24 protein-coding genes and 2 pseudogenes are annotated in these 26,660 nt (G+C 53.1%); 17 read left to right on the plus strand and 9 right to left on the minus strand.

Annotated features, from left to right (window positions below):
* Positions 1-9: 9 nt before the first annotated feature.
* The 7 genes from ACEN9A_RS15300 to ACEN9A_RS15330 are packed head-to-tail and all read left to right on the plus strand — an operon-like array spanning position 10 to position 6,888.
* Complete coding sequence (locus ACEN9A_RS15300; RefSeq protein ID WP_046509162.1) at positions 10-381, plus strand: TIGR03745 family integrating conjugative element membrane protein; 372 nt, start codon at positions 10-12, stop codon at positions 379-381.
* Between the two features lie 7 nt (positions 382-388).
* On the plus strand, positions 389-802 hold the full coding sequence (locus tag ACEN9A_RS15305) for a TIGR03750 family conjugal transfer protein (RefSeq protein ID WP_413387914.1): 414 nt from the start codon (positions 389-391) through the stop codon (positions 800-802).
* Positions 799-1,440, plus strand: a complete 642-nt coding sequence (locus ACEN9A_RS15310; protein ID WP_413387912.1) for a PFL_4703 family integrating conjugative element protein — start codon at positions 799-801, stop codon at positions 1,438-1,440. The genes ACEN9A_RS15305 and ACEN9A_RS15310 overlap by 4 nt, the downstream gene beginning before the upstream one ends.
* On the plus strand, positions 1,437-2,249 hold the full coding sequence (locus ACEN9A_RS15315) for a TIGR03749 family integrating conjugative element protein (protein ID WP_413387910.1): 813 nt from the start codon (positions 1,437-1,439) through the stop codon (positions 2,247-2,249). The genes ACEN9A_RS15310 and ACEN9A_RS15315 overlap by 4 nt, the downstream gene beginning before the upstream one ends.
* A complete protein-coding gene (locus tag ACEN9A_RS15320) occupies positions 2,239-3,756 on the plus strand; it encodes a TIGR03752 family integrating conjugative element protein (protein ID WP_413387908.1) in 1,518 nt (505 codons plus the stop codon). The genes ACEN9A_RS15315 and ACEN9A_RS15320 overlap by 11 nt, the downstream gene beginning before the upstream one ends.
* Positions 3,719-4,135 (plus strand): TIGR03751 family conjugal transfer lipoprotein, encoded by a 417-nt coding sequence (locus ACEN9A_RS15325; protein ID WP_413387906.1) that lies wholly within the window; start codon positions 3,719-3,721, stop codon positions 4,133-4,135. Before ACEN9A_RS15320 ends, ACEN9A_RS15325 begins: the two co-directional genes overlap by 38 nt.
* Entirely contained in the window at positions 4,135-6,888 is a 2,754-nt protein-coding gene (locus ACEN9A_RS15330; RefSeq protein WP_413387904.1) for a conjugative transfer ATPase, read from the plus strand. The genes ACEN9A_RS15325 and ACEN9A_RS15330 overlap by 1 nt, the downstream gene beginning before the upstream one ends.
* 41 nt (positions 6,889-6,929) lie before the next feature.
* Here the strand turns inward: ACEN9A_RS15330 and ACEN9A_RS15335 are convergent, their stop codons facing one another.
* On the minus strand, positions 6,930-7,187 hold the full coding sequence (locus tag ACEN9A_RS15335; RefSeq protein WP_413387902.1) for a LasR-specific antiactivator QslA: 258 nt from the start codon (positions 7,185-7,187) through the stop codon (positions 6,930-6,932).
* 156 nt (positions 7,188-7,343) lie between these two features.
* Between ACEN9A_RS15335 and ACEN9A_RS15340 the strand changes: the two genes are divergently transcribed.
* From ACEN9A_RS15340 to ACEN9A_RS15360, 5 genes are all read left to right on the plus strand, one after another.
* Positions 7,344-7,598 (plus strand): helix-turn-helix domain-containing protein, encoded by a 255-nt coding sequence (locus tag ACEN9A_RS15340; RefSeq protein ID WP_413387900.1) that lies wholly within the window; start codon positions 7,344-7,346, stop codon positions 7,596-7,598.
* Positions 7,599-7,715: 117 nt separating this feature from the next.
* Positions 7,716-8,672, plus strand: a complete 957-nt coding sequence (locus tag ACEN9A_RS15345; protein WP_413387898.1) for a TIGR03756 family integrating conjugative element protein — start codon at positions 7,716-7,718, stop codon at positions 8,670-8,672.
* Positions 8,669-10,051, plus strand: a complete 1,383-nt coding sequence (locus ACEN9A_RS15350) for an integrating conjugative element protein (RefSeq protein ID WP_413387895.1) — start codon at positions 8,669-8,671, stop codon at positions 10,049-10,051. The genes ACEN9A_RS15345 and ACEN9A_RS15350 overlap by 4 nt, the downstream gene beginning before the upstream one ends.
* A gap of 3 nt (positions 10,052-10,054) precedes the next feature.
* On the plus strand, positions 10,055-10,363 hold the full coding sequence (locus ACEN9A_RS15355) for a hypothetical protein (RefSeq protein ID WP_413387893.1): 309 nt from the start codon (positions 10,055-10,057) through the stop codon (positions 10,361-10,363).
* Between the two features lie 10 nt (positions 10,364-10,373).
* Positions 10,374-11,930, plus strand: a complete 1,557-nt coding sequence (locus tag ACEN9A_RS15360) for a conjugal transfer protein TraG N-terminal domain-containing protein (protein ID WP_413387891.1) — start codon at positions 10,374-10,376, stop codon at positions 11,928-11,930.
* A gap of 8 nt (positions 11,931-11,938) precedes the next feature.
* Here ACEN9A_RS15360 and ACEN9A_RS15365 read toward each other — a convergent pair whose 3' ends face one another.
* Positions 11,939-12,304 (minus strand): DUF3742 family protein, encoded by a 366-nt coding sequence (locus tag ACEN9A_RS15365; protein WP_413387889.1) that lies wholly within the window; start codon positions 12,302-12,304, stop codon positions 11,939-11,941.
* A gap of 457 nt (positions 12,305-12,761) precedes the next feature.
* On the opposite strand from ACEN9A_RS15365, the gene ACEN9A_RS15370 reads away from it, so the two are divergent.
* Both ACEN9A_RS15370 and ACEN9A_RS15375 read left to right on the plus strand, forming a co-directional pair.
* Positions 12,762-13,091: a hypothetical protein gene (locus ACEN9A_RS15370; protein WP_413387887.1), complete on the plus strand. Its 330-nt coding sequence runs from the start codon at positions 12,762-12,764 to the stop codon at positions 13,089-13,091.
* A 135-nt stretch (positions 13,092-13,226) separates the two neighbouring features.
* Positions 13,227-14,189, plus strand: a complete 963-nt coding sequence (locus ACEN9A_RS15375) for an ArdC family protein (protein WP_413387885.1) — start codon at positions 13,227-13,229, stop codon at positions 14,187-14,189.
* Between the two features lie 138 nt (positions 14,190-14,327).
* Here ACEN9A_RS15375 and ACEN9A_RS15380 read toward each other — a convergent pair whose 3' ends face one another.
* The gene (locus ACEN9A_RS15380; RefSeq protein WP_020300924.1) at positions 14,328-14,522 is read right to left on the minus strand and encodes a DUF7740 domain-containing protein; all 195 of its coding nucleotides are present in this window, start codon (positions 14,520-14,522) and stop codon (positions 14,328-14,330) included.
* Positions 14,523-14,745: 223 nt separating this feature from the next.
* Here ACEN9A_RS15380 and mobH point away from each other — a divergent pair, with 223 nt between their 5' ends.
* The 3 genes and pseudogenes from mobH to ACEN9A_RS15395 form a co-directional block, all read left to right on the plus strand.
* Positions 14,746-16,470: a MobH family relaxase gene (gene mobH, locus ACEN9A_RS15385; RefSeq protein WP_413387883.1), complete on the plus strand. Its 1,725-nt coding sequence runs from the start codon at positions 14,746-14,748 to the stop codon at positions 16,468-16,470.
* Between the two features lie 15 nt (positions 16,471-16,485).
* Positions 16,486-17,335: pseudogene (locus ACEN9A_RS15390) on the plus strand (amino acid permease); the annotation flags it as partial.
* A 223-nt stretch (positions 17,336-17,558) separates the two neighbouring features.
* A pseudogene (locus tag ACEN9A_RS15395) lies at positions 17,559-18,619 on the plus strand (helicase/relaxase domain-containing protein); the annotation flags it as partial.
* On the opposite strand, the gene ACEN9A_RS15400 reads toward ACEN9A_RS15395, so the two are convergent.
* The 6 genes from ACEN9A_RS15400 to ACEN9A_RS15425 all read right to left on the minus strand — a co-directional run bounded on the left by ACEN9A_RS15400 (position 18,616) and on the right by ACEN9A_RS15425 (position 26,582).
* Entirely contained in the window at positions 18,616-19,536 is a 921-nt protein-coding gene (locus tag ACEN9A_RS15400) for a hypothetical protein (RefSeq protein ID WP_413387881.1), read from the minus strand. The pseudogene ACEN9A_RS15395 and the gene ACEN9A_RS15400 overlap by 4 nt on opposite strands.
* Before the next feature lie 2 nt (positions 19,537-19,538).
* On the minus strand, positions 19,539-21,545 hold the full coding sequence (locus ACEN9A_RS15405; RefSeq protein ID WP_413387879.1) for an ORC-CDC6 family AAA ATPase: 2,007 nt from the start codon (positions 21,543-21,545) through the stop codon (positions 19,539-19,541).
* A gap of 3 nt (positions 21,546-21,548) precedes the next feature.
* Positions 21,549-22,466 carry a phosphoribosyltransferase-like protein gene (locus ACEN9A_RS15410; RefSeq protein WP_413387877.1) on the minus strand — a complete coding sequence of 306 codons (918 nt, stop codon included), beginning with the start codon at positions 22,464-22,466 and terminating at the stop codon, positions 21,549-21,551.
* Positions 22,467-22,592: 126 nt separating this feature from the next.
* Positions 22,593-23,576, minus strand: coding sequence for a hypothetical protein (locus ACEN9A_RS15415; RefSeq protein ID WP_413387875.1), 984 nt, complete (start codon positions 23,574-23,576; stop codon positions 22,593-22,595).
* Positions 23,577-23,637: 61 nt separating this feature from the next.
* Entirely contained in the window at positions 23,638-25,359 is a 1,722-nt protein-coding gene (locus tag ACEN9A_RS15420) for an ORC-CDC6 family AAA ATPase (protein WP_413387873.1), read from the minus strand.
* Positions 25,359-26,582 (minus strand): HsdM family class I SAM-dependent methyltransferase, encoded by a 1,224-nt coding sequence (locus tag ACEN9A_RS15425; RefSeq protein ID WP_413387871.1) that lies wholly within the window; start codon positions 26,580-26,582, stop codon positions 25,359-25,361. Before ACEN9A_RS15425 ends, ACEN9A_RS15420 begins: the two co-directional genes overlap by 1 nt.
* Positions 26,583-26,660: the final 78 nt, after the last annotated feature.

Raw genomic sequence — 26,660 nt, forward strand, 5'->3', positions numbered from 1 at the left:
ATCGCCGTCATGCTCAAGTGCTTTGCCCCCCTGAAAAACAACCTGCGTGATCGTGCGAGCCAGCGCTTGATCGGTCTGCTGTTGGTACTCGGTCCAAGTTTGGCTTTTGCCGAACTTCCCACCATGGAGGCTCCCTCACGCGGTGAAGGTTCCGGGTTGATCGAAACGATCAAAAACTACGCCTACGACGGCGGCATCCTCCTCGGCCTGCTGATCGCCCTGCTCGCTTTCTTGGGTGTGGCCTGGCATTCCCTGACCGTTTATGCCGACGTGCAGAACCAGCGCAAGACCTGGAAGGACTTGGGTGCTGTAGTAGGCATCGGGGCCCTGTTGGTGGTGATCATCATCTGGTTCCTGACCAAGGCTGCCGCGATTCTGTGAGGTCGACATGAACGACACTATCGAACGCCTTGCCGACGGCACCTTGGTTTTTCTGCCCGAGCGACTCAATCGCGATCCTGCCGTACTGCGCGGTTTGACCAATGATGAGATGTGGGTAGCGCTCGGCACCGGTGCCGTCATTGGTCTGCTGCTGGGCGTTCCTCTGGCGATCGCCACCGCCTCCATTGCCGTGGCGCCGACCGGCATGATCGCAGGCATGACGGTGGTGTTATTGGCCGGTGGAACGCTACTGCGTCGGGCCAAACGGGCCCGCCCCGAGACCTGGTTGTACCGCAAGCTCGAATGGGTACTGGCCAGCCGTTGGCGTCTAGGTATCGGGAGTTTGATCCTGCACTCCGGTGCCTGGACGGTTCGCCGTTCTCGTCGACTTTGCCCTGCCCTGTCTCGGTGGCAGTCATGAGCCGTTTTCGGAACAAGGTCGATGCCCAACAGGCTCATATCTTCAGCCTGCGTCTGGCGGTAGCGATCCTCGCCCTGGTCTGTGCCGGACTCTGGTATGGCTGGCGCTCGGCACCGACCGATATGACCGTGCATGTTCCCCCAGATCTGCGCTCGGGTAGCACTCGCAAGTGGTGGGATATTCCCTCAGAGAATGTCTATGCCTTTGCCCTGTACATCTTTGGCCAACTCAACCGCTGGCCCTCGGATGGCGAGCAAGATTATCGCCGCGCCATCTATGGCTTGCAGTCCTACCTGACACCCGCCTGCAAAGCCTTCCTCGACGGTGATTATGAGTACCGTAAGGCCGCCGGCGAGCTGCGCCAGCGGGTGCGTGGCGTCTACGAAATTCTGGGCCGAGGCTACAGCGAAGATCCGGAACTCAGGGTCAAGCAACTCGACCGCGACAGCTGGTTGGTCAAGCTCGACCTCAATGCCGATGAGTATTACGCCGCCGAACCGGTGAAGCGGGTGGTGGTGCGTTATCCCTTGCGCGTGGTGCGTTTTGATCTGGACCCCGAACGCAATAAGTGGGGGCTGGCACTGGATTGTTATCAGGGCACGCCGCAAAAAATCTCCCTGCCTGGAGGTGAGCCATGAAGCGGATTTCTATCCTGGCACTGACCGTCGTACTGATGTTATGGGGAGCTGCAGCGCAGGCCGTCGAGTTGATGCACTGGGAACGCCTCCCCCTCGCGGTTCCGCTGGTGATCAACCAAGAACGGGTGGTCTTTGTCGATGAGGCTGTTCGAGTTGGCGTGCCCTCAACCCTGACGGGCAAGCTGCGCGTGCAATCAGCCGGCAGCACGCTGTACCTGCGTGCATCGGAAGCTATTGCCCCTACCCGACTGCAACTGCAATCGGTCACGACGGGCGAGATCATCCTGCTGGATATCGCAGCCACTGCTGGCGATCAACCGCTAGAGCCCGTGCGTATTCTCAAGAATGCTCCGGTGCAAGCTACCGAGACGGCATCTAGTACCATCCCTATTCCAGAGCGTACGCCGATCCCGGTCGCTTTGACGCGCTATGCCGCACAGAGCCTGTACGCACCGCTACGCACCGTAGAACCCCTACCCGGCGTACGCCGCGTACCGCTCAAGCTACGCACCGAACTGCCAACCCTGCTGCCGACCGAAAACGTGTCCAGCATACCTGTCGCCGCCTGGCGACTCGGGGATTACTGGGTGACGGCGGTGAAATTGCGCAATCGTGGTTCAGAGACGGTGCAACTCGATCCGCGTCGGCTTCAGGCCAAGCTGTTCGCCGCGACCTTCCAGCATGCTTTCCTCGGGCCTGTCGGCAGTGCTGAAGACACCACGATCGCCTACCTCGTCACTCGCGGTACCGGCCTCGAACAAGCCGTGCTGCTCCCGCCCGTTGCGCGAGGTGCTGACTATGAAAGCTAACGCCCTGCTCAAATGGCTGGTACCGGCTGCGCTGCTGGCCGTGGTGTTGATCATGCTGAAAACCTGGGTCGCGGGTGGCAACAAGCCTTCTCCAGAAAACCCAGTTGATCAGGGCAACCTTCAGTTATCCGCCGAGCAAGCCAAGTCGCTCGGCATTGCGGGCGACACTCCACGCGACACGGTCGCCACCCTGGTCGGCCAGGTGAAGGCCATGCGCAGCGACATGCTCGGTTTGAAGAAACACAACGATTCGCTGCAGACAGAGAACAACCGTCTGCGCGAGCGAGAAAACAGTGTCGACTCACGTATCCAAACCGCCCTTGGTAGTGTGACCCAGCAGGTCGACGAAGGCCGACGCCAAGCCAACGAGGCCCGGCTCAAAGCAGAACAAGACAGTCGCCATGCTCGCGGTCTGCTGACGCAATTGCAGGAGCAGTTGTCGGGGCTGACCAGCAAAGGCAAGGATATGCCGATCGGATTGGGGCTTGAGCCGGGCGACGGGGCTCAATTCGACGGGCAGTATTCTGCCAATGATGCACTGCAGTGGATTGAACCCTCGGATGCTCCACCCACCGGCGCCCGAGGCAAAACCAAGACCGCCTCCGCACTGAGTCTGCCTACTGCCTTCAACTCACTGGAAGGCGTGAAAGATAACGCTATTAATCGCAGCCAGAAACAGCTAGGTGCCGTCACCAAGGGTGAGCGTGACCTGACACGATCCGTTGATCGTACCGAAGGGGCGAAGCCGGTCTACACGATCCCCGAAAACGCCACGCTGATGGGCTCGGTCGCCATGACCGCGCTGATCGGCCGAGTCCCGGTGGACGGCACCGTGAATGATCCCTACCCCTTCAAAGTACTGGTCGGCCCGGAGAACTTGACCGCCAACGGCATCGACCTGCCGGACGTCGCGGGTGCCGTGATGAGCGGCACGGCGTCCGGAGACTGGACCCTGTCTTGCGTACGCGGGCAGGTCGAGTCAATCACCTTTGTGTTTACCGATGGCACCATCCGCACGGTGCCTCAGCCGAAAGCGGTAGCCAGCCGGAATGCCTCCACCACCCAGAGTTCGAGCACCGACAAGATCCGTGGCGGACTCGGTTACCTGTCCGATCCGTATGGCATTCCTTGCATTGCCGGCGAGCGCCGCTCGAACGCCCAGCAGTACCTCGGCAGCCAGAGCCTGATCACCGCGGCCGGCGCCGGTGTCGCCGCCTTGCTTGGGGATGAGCAGAACAACAGCAGCGTGATCAGTTCGGGCGGCAGTACGCTCGGGGTCACCAATAGCAGTGGCAATAGCGCACTGAATTCAATCCTCAGCAGTGGAGTCAGCGACATCCGCGAGTGGGTTAACAAACTCTATGGCGAGGCCTTTGCGGCCGTTTACGTACCGCCTGCAGCACAAGTCGCACTGCACCTCGACCATGAGATCACCATCGACTACGAGCCCAAGGGCCGGAGCGTTCGCCATGAAAAAGACCATGCCTCTCTGCCTGACCTGGATTAGCGTGCTCTGCTGGGTCCTGGCGGGGTGTTCGACCGACAAGGAAACGCTTCTACCCCATGGCGAGCAAACCATGCTGGACATCTGGAACGGCGCCGGTTCACAGGGTGCTCAGCAGCAACTGCTGGATGCTCGGCAGCAGTTACGTCGCCCGCTGGCTCAAGCAGATTTCTCTACCTCTCTCCAAGAACCGTACACTCGCACCGCGGCGAACGAGATCCACAATCTGTTCCCACGCTTGCCCAATCCCGATCTGGTGCTGTACGTGTATCCGCATTTGAGTGGTACCGAGCAGGCACCGGTCCCGGGTTACTCGACCGTCTTTCCGTTCTACCAGCGTGTGCAGTACGCATTGCCGGGTGAACGTCAGGAAGACTTGTAGTGCGTACCGGCGACTCGGGCAACCGCATTCCCGCGTGGAAAGCCTGGCGCCACCCAGTACGTCCTCGCGCCACCTTGGCCGATGAAGCTGCACTCTATGCGCACAATCCCAGCTTCACCGATCATCTGCCTTGGGTCGAATACCTCGACACCGAGCAGTGCTTTCTACTGGATGACAATCGCTCGGTGGGCGCGGTGTTCGAGTTGCTGCCTATCGGTACCGAAGGGCGCGAACCCGATTGGCTGATGGCGGCCCGCGATGCCCTTGAGGATGCCCTGCAGGATAGCTTTGACGAGCTGGATCAGGCGCCTTGGGTGGCGCAGTTTTTCTGCCAGGCCGACAACGACTTCACCCCCTACCTGACCCGGCTCACCGATTATATTCAGGACAGCGCGCGAGGCACGGTCTTCACCGAGGCGTATTTGGAACTCAGCCGCCGTCATCTAAAGGCCATCGCCAAGCCCGGTGGTCTGTTTGAGGATAAAGCAGTCACGCACCTGCCCTGGCGTGGTAATAACCGACGGGTGCGCCTGGTGGTCTATCGCTGGCTTGAGTCTGACGCTGAGGAGACGGGACTCACCTCAGTGCAATCCCTGCAACAGGCTTGCGAACGTATCGCGGCTTCATTGCAGGCATGCGGGGTGCAATCGACGCGAGTCGATGGCCGCGGTCTGTATGCCTGGTTAGTGCCCTGGTTCAATCCAGCCCCCAAGCTCACCGATGAAGCGCCCGAGGAGTTCTACCGCCGCGTGGCCTATCCGGAGTCTGGCGAGGGCGAGTCGCTGGAACTGCCCTTCGATCATGACTTTGCCGAGCGGCTGTTCTTCAACGAACCGCGTTCGGATGTGCAGCACGGACTCTGGTTTTTTGACGATCAGCCCCATCGGGTCATGGTAGTGGACAAGCTGCGCCGAGCACCCTTGATTGGTCAACTCACCGGAGAAACCCGCAAGGGCGACGCGATGAATGCGCTGTTCGACCAGTTACCCGAAGGTACCGTGATGAGTCTGACCCTGGTGGTCAAACCGCAGGATGTGCTTGAGGATCAGTTGAACCGCCTGGCCCGCAAAGCCATCGGTGAAAACCTGGCCTCGACCCAGACCCGTCAGGATGTCGAAGAGGCTCGCGCGATCATCGGCCGCCAGCACAAGCTGTACCGGGGCACCCTGGCGTTTTACGTGCGCGGTCACGATGAACAGCAGTTGCACCAGCGCTCGGTCAGCCTGGCTAACGCACTGCTGGGTGCGGGGCTGCAACCGGTACGTGAAGGCGATGAGGTCGCCGCCTGCAACAGCTACCTGCGTTGGTTACCGATGACTTACAACCCGGCCCGCGACACGCGTAACTGGTACACCCGCCTGATGTTCGCCCAACACCTGGCGAATTTGGCGCCCGTCTGGGGCCGCAGCACGGGAACGGGGAACCCGGGCATCAGCCTGTTCAATCGTGGTGGTTCACCGTTGAGCTTTGATCCTTTGTCACGTCTGGACCGGGCCATGAACGGCCATCTGCTGTTGTTCGGCCCGACCGGCGCAGGCAAGTCGGCCACCCTGGTCACCCTACTGATGCAAGTCATGGCCGTGTACCGCCCTCGCCTATTTATCGTCGAAGCCGGCAATTCATTCGGCTTGCAGGGCGACTACTTCGCGACACAAGGTCTCTCGGTCAACAAGGTCCAATTGAAACCTGGCGCCTCGGTCAGCCTCGCGCCCTTTGTCGACGCCTGGCGTCTGGTTGAGCAGCCGGATCAGGTCGCGAGTCTGTCGATCGATGAGTGGGACGATGAGGTCGTAAGCAGTCGCGAAGACCAGCGCGATGTACTTGGCGAATTGGAAATCACCGCTCGACTGATGATCACCGGCGGCGAAGCCAAGGAAGAAGCCCGCCTAAGTCGAGCCGATCGCAGCTTGATCCGCGAGTGCATCCTGGATGCGTCACAGACCTGTGTCGCAGCGGACCGCCAGGTACTGACCCGCGACGTGCGCGACGCCTTGCTGCGAGTCGCCACTGACACGCACTTACCGGAGAAGCGTCGTGAGCGTGCCCAGGAAATGGGCGAGTCCATCGACCTGTTTTGCCAGGGTTTCGAGGGCGAACTGTTCGATCGCGAGGGCACGTCCTGGCCCGAGAGCGATGTGACCATTGTCGATCTTGCCACTTACGCTCGCGAAGGCTACGAGACACAGATGTCCATCAGCTACATCAGCCTGATGAACACCGTGAACAATCTCGCCGAGCGCGATCAGTACCTGGGCCGACCGATTATCATGGTCACCGACGAGGGCCATATCATCACCAAGAACCCGTTGCTGGCACCGTTCGTGGTCAAGGGCACGAAGATGTGGCGCAAGCTTGGCGCCTGGTTCTGGCTCGCTACGCAGAACCTTGCCGACTTCCCCACTGCCGCGCAGACCATGCTCAACATGATCGAGTGGTGGATTTGCTTGAACATGCCACCGGCGGAAATCGAAGAAATCGCTCGCTTCAAGAAACTCACATCGGCACAGAAAGTCTTGTTGCTCTCCGCCAGCAAGGAGCCGGGTAAATACACCGAGGGGGTCGTGCTGTCGAAGAAGCTCGAAACGCTATTTCGGGCCGTGCCACCCAGCCTCTATCTCGCCCTGGCCATGACAGAACCCGAGGAAAAAGCCGAGCGCTGGACACTGATGCAGGAGAATGGCTGCTCAGAGTTGGAAGCTGCTTACCGGATAGCTAAACGGATCGATAGAGCGCGAGGAATAGAGCCCCCATAGGGAAATCTGTTCGAGTATCGCGCTCTACAGCGAGCGACCGGTTATTGCGATGCGCCTCGAAGCCGCTGCTGAATCCTCAACAAGAATCCGGCTTCAAAGGCATCTTGGCAGTCACCGACAGGAAAGGTCTTGCGTGTTTGCGCCAGCTCCCACCACAGTGGAATCTCGCCGGGCGTATCAAGCCAAGCCTGGGCGCATTGCACGCCACGTTCGATCATCGGAGCAAATTCGTTGCCCCAAGGTGTCAGAAGACTTGGGCAACCATCCGCCGCAGGAATTGAAATGTAGTTTTCGTCCATACACACCCTAGATGTCTGATTTTATTGTTAGATGCTGGACCCAGCCTGAAAATCATAACGAAACAAAATGAACGTTCGGCACCAAATGGCCTAGATCAATACCAATGTAGACTATATCCCGTGGATTGAGAGTCCCTCAAGGCGCAATTTGCGCGCATGACTCAAGACTACGAACAGCTGCGTCTGCAACTGGCGGAAAACATCCGCTTGATGCGACGTATAAAGAACCTTACCCAAGAGCAGTTGGCGCTCATGGCCGAGGTCGATCGTACCTACGTCAGTCAAATCGAACGATGCACGGGCAATCCGTCGCTGATGGTCCTGTGCAAACTCGCCAATATTCTCGAAATCACAACGGCTCAGCTACTCATCGAGCCAGACGCCCTTCGCCGCGCGCTGAGCATCGAATAGCCACCTCGTCGCCCTGCAAATCCTTGTAAACCGACAACGCCAGCTTCAGCTTTATCACTGACGGTGTACGTTCAATCATTGAACGTGTCCAGGCCATTAGCCCAAAGAGCCTGGATCATGCCTGTCGTATGCCCGTCAATTGCGCTTCAAAAGCTACGACCTTTGGCGCTGAGCATTCTGCTGGCATCCGGCCCAAGCATGGCGCTGGACACCGGCAGCATCACGTCCTCGGTGTTGTCGCCAAATTGCCTCGCCTACAGGGTCGTCGGCATCTGTTACTGGCTGCTCTGCACGCCCTTCGGCTGCACAGTCAAAACCTCGACCAAGGTGCGTCATTTCATTCCTGAACTCGTGGTCTCGAGCTACGCCACCACCGGCAATAACCCATGGACCGAGATGGCCTCCCTCTCCTCTCCCATCAGCGGTGCGGAAGGTGGCGGCAACCTGATCACGCCGAACACCCAGCGCAACAACCTGCCCCGTTTCAAGAACGTCGATGGCATCGGCCACCCCGGTGGCTGGGCCGCCACGCAACTGGCCTCGCAATCCGGTTACGCCTGCGCCAGCGGCGCTACTGCGTTCATGCCCTACTACCTGAGCACCCTGGACTCGCTGGCCTGGCGCCATGGCATACCCGAAAGCCTTTACCCCGAGTCGCTCATGCCAGGGATCCGTGAAATCGGTCAGCAGGCTTCGGGAAACATGTGGGGCAGCGTTTATCCCCGGCAGGGCTTTCTGGTACATCCCGACGATTTCAAGGCGGCCGCCGTCATGGCGCAACGGGCCGGCGATGTGATTACCCGTAACGGGCAGCCGCATGTGTACGTACCACTCACGCCCGCCAAACGCGACGGCTACTGGCCACCTGGCCCGATCGTTGAAAAAGACGCTTCCACCCACAAATGGCAATTGCTCTCCCCCCAAATTCAACCCACGTGCGCCATCTTCCCCAGCGATCCGGTACAGAGCGCGGATGGCGGCTACGCCTGGTCGTTGTGGCGCCCCTATAGCTGCTGCAAACGTGAAGGACAGACCTTCCTGTTCAGCATCAACTTCGAAGGCGATGCATCATGAGCCGGTTGCGCGCGCGACCATGGCGTGCCGTTAAGAGCCTGCTGCTCTGTGGACTGCTCGCCATGGCCATGCATGCCCACGCCGCCGAGGGCGATTACCGCCTGGGCACTCAAGGCGAAGTGCTCGACGATCGAGTGATGTACACCATCGGTGGCGGTTCGGCAGTGGGCTCACCGAGCTCGCTTTACCGACCCAGCGGTCTCGGTGTCGGCGGGTCCTGGCGAGCAAACATGATGTGCGGAAACATGAGCCTCACCAACACCTTGCAAAACCAGCTGAACGGCGCCACCGAAGGTTTCCAGCAGATCATGGGCAGCATCGTGCAGAACGCGACCCAGGCGGTGATGTCGCTGCCAGCGTTGATCATCCAGCGCGCCAATCCCGGCCTCTATGAGTTGTTGAGCAACGGCGTCATGCAGGGCCGTATCGACTTCGACCGTTCCAAGCTGACCTGCCAAGCCATGGCCGAAAAAATGGCGGACAAGGTCGGTCAAGCTAGCTGGGGTGCGCTGGCCAAGAACCAGGAGATGCAGGGCAATCTGGAGCAAACCGGCGGTGATGCGGTGGCCGCGCTAAAAAACACCGAGGCCCATAACGGCAACAACGGGGTCTCCTGGGTCGGCGGCCAGAAGGCTGGAGGTAGCGGGCAGCCCCCCATCCGTGTGACCTCCGACGTAGTGCGAGCAGGCTACAACCTGCTGCATAACCGGACGGTGGATGACAGTGCCTCGATCAATAGCAGCGATTGCCTCGGTGGGGCTATTTGCCAGACCTGGACCTCGCCCCAGGAGGAATCCGAATGGGCCGTCCGCGTGCTGGGCGAGAGCGAAGTCTCGACCTGCGACAGCTGCGAAACCCTGCGTGCGACCGCGGGCAGCGGATTGACGCCGCTGATCCAGGAGGCCTACAGCGAACGCCTCAAGGCCCTGCAAGGATTACTGTCGGGCTCACTGCCGCCTACCCCTGACAATCTGGCGAAAGCCTCCAGCCCGATGCTGCCGGTAACCCGTGGAGTGGTCGAAGCCCTGCGCGACGATCCCGACCAGGATCTGTTGGCACGGCGCCTGGCCAGCGAGACAGCCTTGTCCAGCGTACTCGACAAGGCGCTCCTGCTACTGCGTACGCTACTGGCGGGCAGCCACGAACCCAATATCGCCTCAGCTGAGCCGGCACAGAGCGCCTTGACGAAAAACATCGACGCCCTAGAGCGCGAAATACGCCTGCTACAAACCGAGCTGCAGGTCCGGCAGATGCTCGCCACCAATACCGCCAGCCTGGTGCTCGATCGACATGCGGGTGGTGCCGATGCTTCGCGTACCGTCGAGCAAGGCGACCCTGAGCCGGGCCGACTCAATGATGCTGACGCTAGGCGCAAATGAGCCATGAAACACTCACCGCTATTCACTCTGCTTTCAGGTCTGGGGATTGCCGCAGTGATGATCCTGACCGCGGCACTGGTCGCCTGGATCGGCCGCACTGCGCTGGGGAGTTTCGAGGCCTGGCAGCAGGCATTCGAATCCGCACGACCTTATCTGCGGTGGTGGCGCGCCCTGCTCTACGCCGCCCTCTTTGCGCTCTGGTGGGACCTGCTTCGGCGCTACCGACATCGACCACAGGATCGACTGCGCGTGAAACGCATCGGGGCATTAGGGCTCGTGCTCCTTACCTGCGTCGAACTCACCCGACTGTGAGGTCACCACCATGCTCATGAGCACCAACAGCTACCTGGAGTTTTACCTCTCTCTGCTGGCCTGGATCATCAACAACGGCCTCTGGAGTGTCCTGTCCGACACCGGGCTATTCGCCGCGCCCTTCGGCGCAATCATCCTGCAAGAATGGCTGTCGGCCCGTCAGCAAGGCGCGGATGAAGGCAACAAGGGACTGCTCTCGGTGCCGCGGATCGAGAACCGGTTGTGGCTGGCCTACATCGTCGTATTGTTCGGCTGCGCGCCGGTCTTTCCGTTGAGCCTCTCGTCAATGGCGTTCGATGATGCGGCGAGCCAACGTTGCGGCGTCAGTGTGGCCAGGCCAGCAGAAACCGCCTGGGGGGCCACCTTCAATACCATCGGCGAACGCTCCGCCAATGTGCCGATCTGGTGGTTTCTGGTGCATGCCTTGAGTAAAGGGGTAACCGCGGCGGCCACCGCCTCCATCCCCTGCGCACCGGATATCCGGCAGATGCGCATGGAGATCGACAGTTCGCGCATCGGCAGTCAGGTACTGCTGCAAGAAGTCGCCGACTTCACTCGCGACTGCTACGGCTATTCCCGTTCTCGGCTGTTCACCAACCGCCCGCAGTTAGACAAAGCACAAAGTCACGACGCAGCCTGGATCGGCTCAAGCTATTTTCTCGACATGCCCGGCTACTACGACACCGATCGCTCACGCACGCCGCGCGTCAATTGGCCCTATGACGAAAGCCGCGATATGTCCCTACCTCGGCTAGAGAATGGCGCGGGCTATCCCACCTGCAAGCAGTGGTGGAGCGATAGCGGTGTCGGGTTGCGCGAGCGCTTGATCCAACAGGTCGATCCTTCGCTGCTGACTCAGTTGAAAGGTTGGTTGACTGGTCGTTCGAGCAACGAGATCGAGGATGCCACCCTGCGCGAGCTGGTCAGCCCGCGCCAGCAATCGATGTCCATGTCGCCCGGACAGGTGTACCAGGACTATGGCTCCAGTGCTCGCGGCGGGTCGATCAATCAGGGACTCAATAACCTCGCCACCAACACCGGCCTGGCCCTCGGTTCCTTCAGTAACTTCCCAGCGATGAATGCACTGCGCGCCGCCCTGCCGATGGTGCAGGCTTTTCTGATCATGGGCGTCATCATCAGCTTGCCGCTGATTCTGTTGGTCAGTACCTACCAGTTGAAGACCGTCATGACGGTGACGTTCGCGCTGTTCACCTTGCACATCCTGACCTTCTGGTGGGAGTTAGCACGCTGGGTCGACTCCAGCATGCTCGATACCTTGTACAACCAAGTTTCGGCTTCCAATCAAGTGCTGTTATCGCTGCCCACATCCGGCTTCATGGAGGGAACCGTCACGGCACAGGTGATCGAGTATGTGATGGGGGCGATGTTCATCGTGCTGCCGATGGTTTTTCTAGCCGCAATGAGCTGGGCTGGGTATAGCGTAGGTTCAGGTGTAGAAGGAATGCTCAGCAGGGGAACCCACGCAGCACAGACAGCGAGCTCTAACGGAACCTCTCAGTTGATGAGCGGTGCAAGAATTGTTTCGGGTAAATCGAGCTCAAAATAACCAAGAGTCTACTTCAGAGAACCCCATTTATCGTACCGCTCAGGCCAAGACGTTCTATGCATTGGATCATCGAGATCGTCAATACCTGGAGTGTCTGAATCTTGAATTGGGATAGCTGCTAATACGACGATTGTGCACATCAGCACAAACAACCAGAAGCTAACAAAAAGAAATGCTCCGAGCAGAGCCAACTTGGCAGTCAGAAAACTCCCGCGTACAAGAAATTTACCTGCGGGCATTCCTGCCATCTCCGCACGCTCAGCGATGCGGGACTCAAACGCTTTTAACTTGCGATACCCGCGCTTTATCGACATACCACAGGTATATGCCCAGCGGTGGGCACGTGAATTCTGAACAGGGTTCTGAGTCGGCATGGTCTCGCCCTCTTCTGAGCGTTTTCATGGTTGAGACAGGAGTAACAGCCTACTACTGAAAACTGTCCGTGCTTGACCGTTTATCAGCTTGCCCAGCCAAAAAATCTTCACTGGAAGACAGAAGACAAGCCCCGTGAAACAGCTTCTCTACAGTCATTGACCCAGATAAATCGTCCGGCTAAATACTAGGTACGGATCGCTGTTACCGACAGCACCCTGCCCAGGTAGCCAGAGCCTTCAAGGCTACGTCACTTCGGTGATGGTTCTTTCCCAAGTGCGATTAGCGTTCGGTAGCTCGCACGATGACCGTTTCTACGGTGATGAACGCCTACTGCTCTCCTGAGCGTCTTTCGAGCGCTGCTCGCCAGGCGAACCTTCTTGTTTTTCTTCAACCCACCGCGGGGAAATTCTTTCCCCCACGGGACAGGTTTCTTCGCACGTTCAACGGAGGCACACCATGTCCGACTCACTGACACCGGAAGCACTGAACACCCTTCGATTGCCCATCGTGTTCACACCTGGCGCATGGCAACGCGCAGTACAGCTCGAGCGTTCCGATCACGCTGGGAAGCTGCAGATCGATCGGCTGAGCAACGTATTACACGCAGCCTTCAAAGCTCACCTGACCTATCCACAAAAGCCCTATGTGCTGTTCGAGGTAGTCCACATTGAACCAACAGATCACTTCGACCACGACCCGTTGCTGCAACTGAGCCTCAACCTACTCCAAGAGCCGGGCCAGCCCAGCGCATTACTGATAGCGCTTGTAGGAGAGCACCAACGCTAAACGTAGACGGTCGTACACGGTCCCCAGACCCACACTCAGACCGCATGCAAGTCCTGCATCAATCCAACCTCCACCCACCGGGGAACCCTCCCCGACGGGCAAGGCGTTCCTCCGGTTTTTCTCGAGGAAAATGCCATGCGTGATATCTACCAAGACGTGACTGACAAGATCGTTACCGCGTTAGACCAAGGCGTTGTCCCCTGGATCAAACCCTGGTCCTCAAGTGGCTCAGCTGACGTCGGTCATCATCAACCCTTCCCAATCAACGCCATCACGCTGCGTCCCTATTCGGGGATCAATTTACCGTTGCTCTGGGCCGAGGCCAGGTTGCAGGGATTCACTCAAGATCGTTGGTTGACCTTCAACCAAGCCAAAAAGGCCGGTGGGCACATCCGTAAGGGTGAACACAGCACTCTGGCGGTGCTCTACAAGCCGATGGAGCGCGAGGAACAGACCGAGTCAGGCCAACCCGTACTTGATGAACATGGTCAGCCCAAGGTCGCTCACTTTGGCATTCTCAGGACGCATTTTCTATTCAACGTCGAGCAAACGGAGGGGCTCGAAGCGCTCAATGACACCCTGCTCGAGACAGAACCGACCGGCCCCTTCCTGGCCAACAGCGCTGCGGAAAATCTGCTGTTACGTTCGGGGGCAAACATCGTGCATCGCTCTGCCGACGAAGCCTTTTACCACCCGATCAGGGATCTCATCCAACTGCCGACAAAAGCGCAATTTCACGATGAAGGTGGGTACTACGCCACCGCACTGCACGAGCTGACACACTGGACCGGGCATCACTCGCGGTTGCAGCGCGAGGGGGTGACTTCATCCTGCTCGTTCGGCTCGCCAGGCTATGCTTTTGAGGAGTTAATCGCCGAGATGGGCGCTGCGTTTTTATGTTCTTACGCCGGCATTCAGGGAGCGCTGAGACACGAGAGCTACATCGACTACTGGCTCAGCCTGCTCAAGGCTGACAAGCGCGCAATCTTTCGTGCCAGTGGCCACGCCCGCAGCGCCTCGGAGTATGTGCTCAACCTGGAGCAGCAACTGGGGCAAGTAGTCTTGGATGACGCGCTTTGCATGAACTATGGAGCCTAATCGTTACCTCACCGCCGCAATCGCTGCACAGGGCCCAACGCGAGTTGAGCCCTTTTTTTCTACGCCCAGAAAAAATCCCATGCCGCGGGACTCTGATGCAAAAAAAAAAGAGAGGCGGCGCACACGCGCAGCATGCCGTTACGTATCCAGGTTCTGCGCCAGAAAATCCACCAGTTCAAGCGGACTCCGGCTGTCGATCACCTTGTAGATCAGATCGCGTTTACTGCGCGGCAACTTCTTGACCACGCTCTTCGCCGAGGCTCGGACGGCTTCGTCGGTCCCATGGATACGTGCCGCGAGCAGCAGCACGAGCGTGGCGTCAGTGAGGTTCATGGCAAAACCCAAAAAATAGGCACCGCAGTGTACCGACTCTTTTCTTTTTCGTACCAGCCCCCTAACAAAACGATGCCTAGCAGTATCAACATCCCGATTGCCGCACAAAGGGACACGAGCCAAAAGGACGGGTAAGGGTTGGAAGGGAATGGGGACTCAAGGGTAAGAGTTCTATCCGGAAAGGCTAAAAGGCCACTGACCCAGCCACTTCCCGGAGGTCACGATGCTCAGTCTGTTTCGCAGCAAAAGGCAGAAGCCCTCTCCGCCACCGACCGTGAGCGTCGCCGAAGGCTACCTGCCCATTGAGTCGGCCCACAGCTTGTTAGCAGCGGAACACCGCCGTCAGTTGCTCGATCGCATCTGGCAGTACACCGCCCTCTCCCACGCACAGTTCATCCAGCTCTATTTAAATCCGATCCATCGCTACGCCGAACAGGTCCAGCAACTCCCGGCCAGCGAGACGCACCACCATGCGTATCTCGGCGGCATGCTCGACCATGGCCTGGAGCTGGTCGCTTGCAGTTTGAAACTGCGTCAGTCGTATCTACTGCCCACCGGCGCCGCGCCCGAAGATCAAGCCGCTCAGGCCGATGCCTGGTCGGCTGGCATCGCCTATGGCGCCCTGCTGCATGACGTCGGCAAGATCGCCGTGGACCTGCTGGTCGAACGCCAAGATGGCCGTGTTTGGCATCCTTGGCACGGCCCCCTGGATCAGCCCTACCGTTTTCGCTACCTCAAAGGCCGCGACTACCACCTGCACGGCGCCGCCGCAGGCTTGCTCTACACCCAAATTCTCGACCGACCTATCTTGGACTGGCTCAGTGGATTTCCGTCGCTGTGGGCCTGCCTGCTGTATGTCCTGGCGGGCCAATATGAACGTGCCGGCGTGCTGGGCGAATTGGTGATGCAGGCCGACCGCGTCTCCACCGCGCAGAACATCGGCGGCAACCCGAGCAAGGCGCTGCAAGCGCCGATTCATTCACTGCAACACCACTTGATCAGCGGACTGCGTCATCTGGTTCAGCACGAACTGAAACTCAACCAACCAGGTGCCGAGGGGTGGTTGACTCAAGACGCCCTGTGGCTGGTCAGCAAGGCGGTCACGGATAAGCTACGAGCCTATCTGCTGTCGCAAGCGATTGAGGGCATTCCTTCATCCAACATCGCCGTGTTCGACGAGCTGCAATCACATGGGCTGGTCGAGTCCACCCCGGAAGGCAAAGCCATCTGGACCGCGCTAGTGGCACAGGGAAACTGGCAGCAGACCTTTACCTTTCTGCGCATTCAACCGGCGTTGATCTGGGGGAATGAAGACCGGCCTGAGGCTTTCAGCGGAACGGTGAGCGTGGGCGCCGATGACCACTCGACTGACGCTTCGGCATCACCACCAGCGCCTAAGACTGTCAGTACAGGATCGCCTCAAAGCCAATCGCAGCCAGATCCCAGGGCTATGGACGACGCTGACTATCTCGGCACGCTGTTGGATATGTTCGATTTGGAAAAGTCTGAGCTCAGTGACACATCGTCACCAAGCACTTCCGAAATTTCAAATCCCTCATCGAAAGACCCCGGTCAGGCATTCCTGAATTGGGTCAAAGAAGGCATCCAGAGCCACAAGCTGAACATCAATGACAGCAAGGCCAAAATCCACACGGTGAGTAGCAGTGTATTTCTGGTCACGCCAGGCCTTTTTCAGCGCTACGCGCAGGAGTTTCCGGGCATCTCAATGGGGGCCGATTCCGAAGGTGAAGAATGGCGATGGGTGCAGAAACAGTTCGAGAGGCTGAGGATCCACAAAAAGCGCGACGATGGTTTGAATATCTGGATCTGTCAGGTCGAAGGCCCCCGGAAAAAGGCAATACTCAAAGGCTATCTGCTAGAAAAACCAGCACTATTGTTCGAAGCTGGGTCGGTGCCTGTCGATAATCCCTTTCTTAAAATCGCATAAAATTAAATGCCCATAGCAACCCTGAACCACCTGCTGGATAAACAGGCAGCCTTCCCCAATGGCCTGTTCGGTTTCTTTGCCGGTTTTCAGATGGCCATCTTTTCCTTTGCCGGCACCGAGCTGATCGGCACTGCAGCCGCCGAAACCCGCTCCCCCGAGAAGACCCTGCCTAAAGCCATCAACTCGATTCCGCTGAGAATCATCCTGTTTTATGTGCTGGCACTGGCCTGTATTATTGCAGTGACTTCCTGGCAACAGGTTTCGCCCAACAAGAGCCCTTTCGTCGAACTGTTTCTGGTAGCAGGGTTTCCCGCAGCCGCCGGTATCGTGAACTTTGTGGTGCTGACGTCTGCCGCCTCATCGGCCAACAGCGGCGTATTTTCATCCAGCCGCATGCTGTTTGGGTTGGCCAGTCATGACAACGCTCCAGGGATTTTTCGGCGTTTGTCGGGCAATAGCGTGCCTCTGCTGAGCCTCGCGTTCACCACACTATTGATGCTGGTGGGTGTACTGTAGCTGTTCATCGTTCCGGAAGTCATGACAGCGTTCACCATCGTCTCGACCGTATCGGCGATCCTGGTGATTTTCACTTGGTCGACCATCCTCGCGTCGTACATTGCCTATCGCAGATAGCCGGCCCGACCTGCATGCGCAATCGACCTACAAGATGCCTGGCGGCGTGCCGATGGCCTGGTTCTCTTTGGCATTCCTGGGCTTTGTTCTCTGTTTGCTGGCATTAAGACCTGACACCCGCATTGCCTTGATGGTCATGCCGGGGTGGTTCATATGGTTGGCAATTGCTTATCAGCTGACCCATTCCAGGAAGCTGAAATCCGCTGCTGGTTCGGCAAGTCAGTACAGCTGATTTTTATCTGGAGCCTTTGGGTGCCGATGCAGTGAAACGCCCTTGAGTAACGTGGCATTTGTGGGGCACCTGCGGGTCGAAAAGCTGCAAGCGAAGGCCGTCAAATATCACTGACGGCCAACTCTTTGGATGAACGTTTCGGCTCTCGCTTCGACAACTAGAAGGAGCGAAAGCGGAAATGGCCCAGGCGGTGAACGCCTACAACCTCAAGCGAACGATTAGCGTGCTGGGCGAATTGGTGATGCAGGCCGACCGCGTCTCCACCGCGCAGAACATCGGCGGCAACCCGAGCAAGGCGCTGCAAGCGCCGATTCATTCACTGCAACACCACTTGATCAGCGGACTACGTCATCTGGTTCAGAACAAACTGAAACTCAACCAACCAGGTGCCGCGGGGTGGTTGGCTCAAGACGCCCTGTGGCTGGTCAGCAAGGCGGTCACGGATAAGCTGCGAGCCTATCTGCTGTCGCAAGCGATTGAGGGCATTCCTTCATCCAACATTGCCGTGTTCGACGAGCTGCAATCACATGGGCTGGTCGAGTCCACCCCGGAAGGCAAAGCCATCTGGACCGCGCTAGTGGCACAGGGAAACTGGCAGCAGACCTTTACCTTTCTGCGCCTGCAACCGGCACTGATCTGGGGGAACGAAGACCGGCCTGAGGCTTTCTGCGGAACGTTGAGCGTGGCCGCCGATGACCACTCGACTGACGCTCCGGCATCACCACCAGCGCCTAAGACTGTCAGTACAGGATCGCCTCAAAGCCAATCGCAGCCAGATCCCAGGGCTATGGACGACGCTGACTATCTCGGCACGCTGTTGGATATGTTCGAGTTAGAGAAGCCTGATGCCAGCGATGCACCGTCCGCTAGTGCTCTCGAAACCTCAAATCCCCTTCCGGATAACCCTGCAAGGCATTTCTGAATTGGGTTAAGGAAGGCATCCTAAGCCACAAGCTGATCATCAACGACAGCAAAGCAAAGGTGCACATAGTGACGGGCGCTGTGTTTCTCGTGACCCCAGGCATTTTTCAACGCTATGTTCAGGAGTTTCCTGGGATCTCACAGGGTACCTGTCAGGAAAATGAAGAATGGCGCTGGGTACAGAAGCAATTCTAAAGTTTAAAAATACATAACAGACTCGATACCGGACTAAATATCTGGAGCTGTAAAATTCAAGGATCCAGAAAATCCTCAAAACTTAAAGGTTATTTGATAGAAGACACAAAAATAATTTTTGATGAGCTTCCTAGCGACAACTCATATCTGTCATTTGAATATAACTAGCACCCCACATCACCATCACACCACGCAGTAAAAAGATGTACTTTCCCTACACCGCTGGATCGTCCCTGAGAACGACGTGGATAATCATATCTAACGGAAACGCCACGATGTTCAGCTGCAAATAAAGCGGATGCGATTGCTGCAGGTTTAGTGCCAAGCGGAGCAACTTCAAATGAAGAGCTATAATCCCTAGCCTTATAAAGCATCAACAATACTTCATAGCATGAGTATGGATTATTAGCGCCTGCATAAAGAATCTCTTCGACCTGCTGATCCAACAGGATTGACGCATTTCCCATCAAAGAATGAGTTTCCCATTCCGTTTTAAATGGTGGAATACCAAAAACAACATTAAACCGCTTCAAAACCTCAGGCTCTGAATCAGCGATTAAATTGCGCAAACGTGCACCTTCAAAACCGACAAATACAGTGACACTCCCCACACTATTAGGATTTGTTTGTAAATTTATAAACCCCGGAATAGGATAGTAATCCGACGCATAGCTATCACTCAACTGAAATTCATGCCTAGTTTTAGAGCCAGTAGCGCTGTTATAAGTGTGAGGCTCGGCATAGAGAAAATAGAACCTAACCGCTTCCCCTTGCAACAGGTACCCTCGAATTATCAGTAGCAGATCAGGAAAATCTAAAGTAGTGGCATCAAAAAGAATATTTTTAGCCGGGAACTCTAGCGCAATATTTTCGACCTCATTCGCTCTCCAGCTTCTCCCATCAATGTGAATTTTATACTCCGAAGGGACATAGCTAACACTTAGTGTCTTAGTCGCAGCTCTAGTCGCTATCGACAGACAGTGAGCTCCTCGATCATCCACGACCGCACCGACAAATGCCACATCGTATGATGCACTTTTGAAAGCATCATCTGCACACACTGACACCCAACTAAAATTCATCATAATTAAAACAACTTATAGTTTATTCCGACCTCTGTCTCAGTCGACTCTTCCCATTTATCCACGTAATCTTTGAGAAGGGCCTTAAACTGCTCCCCAGAGCCAACATATAAAGTGTTAACCTCGCTGGCAGAAAGTGAAAGCTTGCGCTTCTTTCTATAACTTATTCCAAAATAGGGAGCAAAAATTGGATTCGGAACATAATCATTTTGCATTATATCATAATCACTTTTATTTTTAGTATCAGATGTCTCATACAATACAGACCACATAAGCCCGTCTTTAATTAGTGAAACCACCTCACTATCTAATGCAACTCGCTGGCTATCGTTAATGGAAAAGTGATTTATCTCGGGCTCGCTCTGACTAGGTCGTCGCTGAGCAGATTCAAATATACTGCCGAGACGCATAATCATACTGTGTAGCTTTTTCCCACTTGCCCCTGCTCGCTCCACCTCATCAAGCAATTTGCTACTCACCGCAAATGCCGCTGACGCTTGAGTTTTTGACGTTATGACCAGAGTTGATGAGTCTGACATCTCACCATTTGCGTTTGCCTCTAGCAAGGTCTTATGACAAAGTTCTTGAAAATACCGCAAATTAGGTTTTGAAAGCCCACAAAACCTCCCGAATCCGGCATACAAAAGACAGTCTTTTTGTGGGAGACCTTTATACAAATAGAGCAACGACCCAAACAATGTATTTTCAACCCAGCCACCTTCTTTACAAAAAAGACTTAACCCTCTAGTTTCATCACTTTTCGTTTTTTGTAATTCCTCCAGAATAACCGCAGTCGATGCAGAGTTGCGACTTAGGATGCTAGCGGATACAACAGAAACATCTGGAGTTACACCATCAAAGAACAGCTCTATAGGAACACCTTCATCCCCTCGCTTTACTAGAGCCTTTCTTATAGTAGTGACAATCCTATTTTTCAATGCTTTGTCTGAAACAGAAAGATTAGCCACATCTCGAACAGACAGTTGAGGAAATATTTGCTTGGCTCGCCCCAAAACCGCAGCCTTGTAAGCATCTGTATTTCTGGCTTCAATATGCCCTGGATCAAACAAAGATTCTTTATTGAAATCGCCAAGTGACAATTCATATCCTTCGTTCTGTAACCGCAGCAGCATCACCTCTGCAGCTAGCAAATCAAAGCCTTGATCACTTCGACCCAACTCTAGTTCAATGTTAATAGTTCTGTAGTCATGCGGCTCTATTAACTGCTCTTGCGTACTAGTCAAAAACTCTGAAATTGCGTGAGAGCGCACAGAAAAATTAATGCAATATTGATCATCTGGCTGCTTGACATAATCGTTAATAATTACTTGTTGCGCATCCTGAAGATTTTCAAACTCATCAACAAAAACCCTAAAAAAACATCCTTCAAGCCGGGGATCGCTTGAGGAAACAGCACTTATCAAGCTCTTAAATACGTTCTTGAAATTAAACATCATCGGCCGACTAAGGGAGGGATTTTGAACCCACAACTCAAACTCGGCGAGTTTCTCTTCTACAAACTCGCGGACATCATAAAAAGTTTCAACACCATTGCCTAAGTACCGCTTTGCGGCGACTGGAATCTTTGTACCTCTCACATCCAACACACCCGACTCTAGCGAAGCACGGGAAATACTCAGCAAGCTCTTTTCCAGCTCTCCCAAAACACACAGGGCAAAATAATAAGAAAAAACAATATCTGCATCATCATCTAACCAAGCACTTGTTAACAACTTACAAAATCTGATGTCAGGCTTCCAGTAAAGACCTATGAACTTCAGCGACTGATCAGGAACACTGGCTCTATTTGCACTAAACACACTAGGATGACACAAATAACGCATTAACATGGTCTTTCCGCAACCACGTCCACCTTCAATCTTCACTGCTTTTTTTTCTTTAAAAATACTTAACGATGAAAAAAAATGTGGAACAATGAACTGTCCCCAAACATCATCTGGTAATAATTCAGCTCTATTACGCAGAAAAGCATCAACAATATTTTTGTCCATTACTTAGCCCCGATTAATCAGCGGACACCATTGTCCCTTGGATGTCCAGTAGGCAGCCAGAGTATTGTTCGGTATAGTTCTATTGAAAGCTACTGTCAAATCCAGATCAAACTCAGATTGTTTTAAAACCACATCCTTTGACAACAATACTTCATTATAATAAAAATCTTTCACGTCCTTAATAGTATTATACTCATCCCTACCCCACATCATGCCACCCGACATTGATGCAAAAAAACCATGAGATGCGGATAAAATCTCTGCACAGTCAAAATCAACATAAGAACAATCTTTTGCAATTTTACTTACACCCGTTGAATGCGCCATAAATGAAAGCAAAATCACGTTACGACTTACAGCCCACTGCTCTACACCATAATATTTAAAAAACTTTTCTGCTTGCTTTCCAGTACCTACAAAATCATCGACCAGCACCAACCACTCGACATGTTTCGGTAACTTAACCACATCTTCTGGTCGAATCGTTATACCTTTGTTTATCAATCCATCTTCCCTGAAGTTCCTAAGCAGAGCCGCGCCGCTTTTACCAGGAGTTTTATCAAATCCACCATCTACAGAAACAAACCTGATTGGCAACTTATGGTTACCTTCCCGTAACCCTTTTAGAAAGTCATCTACGGTTACAGGCACTTTATATCCGGAACGCTGTAACGCAGATGCCAACTGCATTTCTAGCATATGCCGCCTCATGCTTTTTAGCATGTCAGGAGATCTATATATGAATGCATCAAGAAGGTGTGCTGCTAGATAAAGCGCGCGTTGGTTTGAGAAATTGTTTAACCAGCCCTGCAGCTCATAGTGTTTTATTCCAGAAAGAATATTCTTACGGATAAGCGACTCAATTTTTTGCTTTGTATCACTGAAAAACCGCTCTTTCCCTGGGGGAATTTCGAATGACATTGCCTCTCCCTCTCTTGAGACACTTTTGAATGCAAGTCAGACCTATAGTAGACCCACACTTAGAAAGCAAGAGCTTTTATCTAAACCGCAAAGCTTGATGCTCACAACGGGCAACCCATTTATACATTACCGAGCGCCTTGCGCAGGATTTTTTTTCTGCACTTTTGGTTTGCGTTCGGGTAGATTCGGAATTTCGGGCTTCAATGCGGAACAAAATTTTTCGTAGGCCGCCCGGAGCGTCATTGACTTGTAAACATCTTCTTTAGAACTGAATATTTTATAATATTTGTTGAACCTTTTCTTATCTTTCGCATACACCCAAAGCCATTCAACTTCATAGCATACGCCACCTGAGTCATCTTTATTTTTCACAGACCGCTCAAGTAAGAACTTAAACACATAGTTATTAATTGATCGCACAAAGTTATCAACTATAAATGCGATTTTATCCACATCCTCCGCCAACAATAAAATCGGCTTCTCTAGCGACTTAGTATGTGCCGCCAATCCGAGACGTATTGCATTCTTTGACCCTAATTTGCCAAATCGATGCACGCAACAGTGGCGAAGCTCACAAACCTTCTTAAACTCTTGAGATGGGAGAATCAACGGGTTTGGGCGATTACCCTTCATCCCTATGAGTTCTTTTAGCGTTTCAAAAACATTATAAGGACTCGCCAGAGAAAAATCCTCGAGAAGAGCTTCTGGCAGAATTTCTTTTTTATGATGTAAAGCTGCCGCATACGATACGCTTTTTTCAGAGACAAGTGCCGATATATACTCATCACAGTGAATCAATTTTCGTATCAGCGCTCGAATATAACTTTCAGCGGCGGAAACATAGCCAAGTAAAATTAAATTACCCAGCACAGGACTATAGTCACCAGTAACCAACTTATTCAGCTGCTTAGTATTCGTTATAAATAGGTCAATGGGCGATAAATTATTATCACTATGTCCGACATCAAACTTACTACTCGTCTCAAATGGTGACGTTATGGCTTCTAGCTTACATAGTTCAAAAAATTCTTTTGACGCTATTTCTGTTGCACTTTCCGACGCGGTTGCCCCTTCTAGCAACACACCTCCTGCCTTTCTTCGCAGACTCATCGCTCATTCCTTCGGGTGCAAATCCATAACCATCACAACAGCCAGCCTAAGGCTCTCACGATCACGACAAAAACTCATCAACGTAAAGGAGTACATTACTAATGATTTTATCGGCGGTTTTACGCCCAACCCTGCGTAGTTTCCTTAATTCAGTTCCAGGATCTTGCATAGAAAGAATATCCCCAACAGTTTTAGCCCCATCTAAACCAGTGATAACTTTACTTTGCCATGATGTGAGCCTTGGAAGATTCGACAGCTCTAATGCCATACACTTATTAAATGTTGATTCATCAACAAGCAAACTACCACACTGATGACAAAAGCGTTGCGTGTCAGTCAATCGGATAGCATTACACTTTCGACAAGGTGGTAACGTAAGCTGGAGCCTCTGAAGTAAATCTTCTCCGAGAAGAGTTTTGGAGGTCCGCCGAACAGGGTGCTTAACATTTTTTCGCCCTATGAAGTCAATCATATATTGAGGGGAGAACCCATGTAAGCCTTGGCTGAATACGCGATTTCTTATCAATAGAGCTAAATGGGGAATATACCGCTCATATGACCTATCCTCTCCGTGAGAGACATTTGGGAGCTTTAAAAGTAGACCAACCTCGACAAGCAGGCTAATCATTCTATTGAATAGAGGGTTCTCCTCCTCCTCTATCCCGACAATAATCTGCTTTTGAATAGTTTTTTTAGCCGGCGAGTTAGCATCTTTTATTAATTCAACGATCTTATTAAGCGTCGCCTCGCCTGTATCAATAATACTTTCCAACCGAGGCAGCTTACTTACTAGAGACCTATACTCACTCAACCGAACACTTGTATATTTTTCAATGAGCTTATTAAATTTCTGCTGTGAGCTTCGCGAACTGTCAGAATGATACTCTCGGAGCATCATCAAATAAGCTCGAGGTATTCCAAAAGCCGCATATTTTAGGAGCTGAGAAATATCATCCGGTATTTTCTCATACTCATTGAATCGTTTTTGTGCAATCGCACCCAACACTAATGCGTAATTATCTGCCTCAATTGAAAGCCAAGCGTCAACACTTTCGGCTTCATGTGCCACGTGAAACTTTGGGCCATACTCAGTAGTTCCTGGATACACCGATGCCTTTGGGGATATACGGGACGTTTTTAGTGTCCTAACGATATCAAAAAACTCGTAAAGATATTCGGGCGTTAAGGTTATTGCAGCATCATCAAGTAAAACAACTATCCGCTTTCTCTCTAGCCACTCCGTCAAAGAATGGAGCGCGCTTGTTACTCCTGAAACACTTATTTTCTCTACTAGAAATTCCAAGTCAGATGTGGGTGACAAGCTTTGCTCTAGCCGTTCAACAATGCTTTCTAGATCTTGCTTTGTTGCAAACAGGATTGAGCTCAAATCGAGCTCTTGATCATCCTCGATATCACATGCCACTTCATGAGCTGCAATAAGTATTTTGGCTAGCACCCAAGTATTAAAGAGTGCAATTGCGTTAGGCTTCGATTTCAGCAAGGGCTCGAGCCGAAAATACTTATTGAACGATACATAAATAGCTAAGGGTAACGACTCATCCCCCTTACATTTAGTCCACGCATAACGCATTAAATGCGTTTTTCCACAACCTCGAGGACCTACAATCAATTTCGTCCCCCGAGAAATCAGGGCGGCATAAATACTCTTGTAAAAATCGCCATCCTGCACAGTACACGCTAAAAGCTCATCCTCTTCGAGATAATCCGCACGCTCTTCTAAAAAAGACGTAAGCTCTTCAACTTCCACTTGTTGTTTTGCCATTATTTCAAATCCATTTTTAGATGAGCAAGTTGTTTCATGGACATTTGAGCTGCAGCGACACCATAGCTCAACTCAGATACTTTTAACTGTCCGTCTTTCGAACTCATATGTTTGAATATTTTTTTTGAATATTTCTTATCAGACCGAATTATAAATAAACAATCACTAACAACTGCATACCCTGAGACTACGTTAGCTATTTTTTTAAAAAAATCCCGTCCTACACGCGCAATGAGTATATCTCCAGGGCGCGCCACTAAAAACTTAGTAGGGTCCAAACTCAAAAGCTCAACGTCACCCAAGAGCTCATATTTCGAATGTACGCCGCTTAAATCTGTGGTGTGAACAGTCGCGCACTCCAAATCTCTGACTTGTACGGAGGAGTGCTTTCCTCTCTTGATTTCCGCAATAGCTTGCAACTCAAGGCTACGAGATGAAGAGCTTGCCTTATATCGTTGCATCCGCGAGTGATAGCTATAGTCCAACCGATGAACACCATCATCCGAGGAAATCGATATAGCCGGAGATAGCTTTCCGGTTTCCAGAATGGTACGAAGCTCTATTTCTTCACTTTTTCTTTCAAAAGAAGTTTTATTAAAAATCAATATGTGCGTTTGAGCTTCAGTTCGCTTAAAAATTTTTCGAGGCAGTTGTATTATTTTTTTTACACAATGTTCTTTTAAAAGAAATTCTCTAAAACTTGAAAACTTCTCTGCTGTAAATATTCCATCTGGCAGTATAACACCTGCCTCACCTCCATTTTTCAACATTCTTATCATCTGTGCCAGAAACAACACTTCGGATGAACAAATTTTTGTAATCGAGGAGTATTTGCAAATTCCAATCTGCTCAGAAACCTGCTGAAATTCATCCCGCCAATCAGGTTTTATATATGGAGGATTACATACTGCAAGGTCTATTGACCCCTCCTTCATCCCAAGCGTGCTTGGGAGGTTAAATAGCAATGCATCTCCGACTACATGATGCCTATTCTGATTTTCAGAATTAATAACCTGATGTCTGCTTTCAATATCAAGAGAGAATATTTTTGCATCATTCCAACGCTGAGAAGCAGCGAATGATAGACTGCCCAAACCACAGCCCAAATCCAATATATTTGTGGCTTTAGCAGTATCCATCAAGGACACTAGCAAACTACTTATGTCGTTTTCTGTATAATACCGACCCAGGCTATCTCTAGAAGTAAATGGAACTATATTCATACTTTTCTAACATCTCTAGAGTATTTTAACGATTGCCGCCATTCGAAACATTGGTTAGACATTGCCTAGGTCGTCTCG

The sequence above is a fragment of the Pseudomonas sp. Pseusp18 genome, from assembly GCF_059506005.1.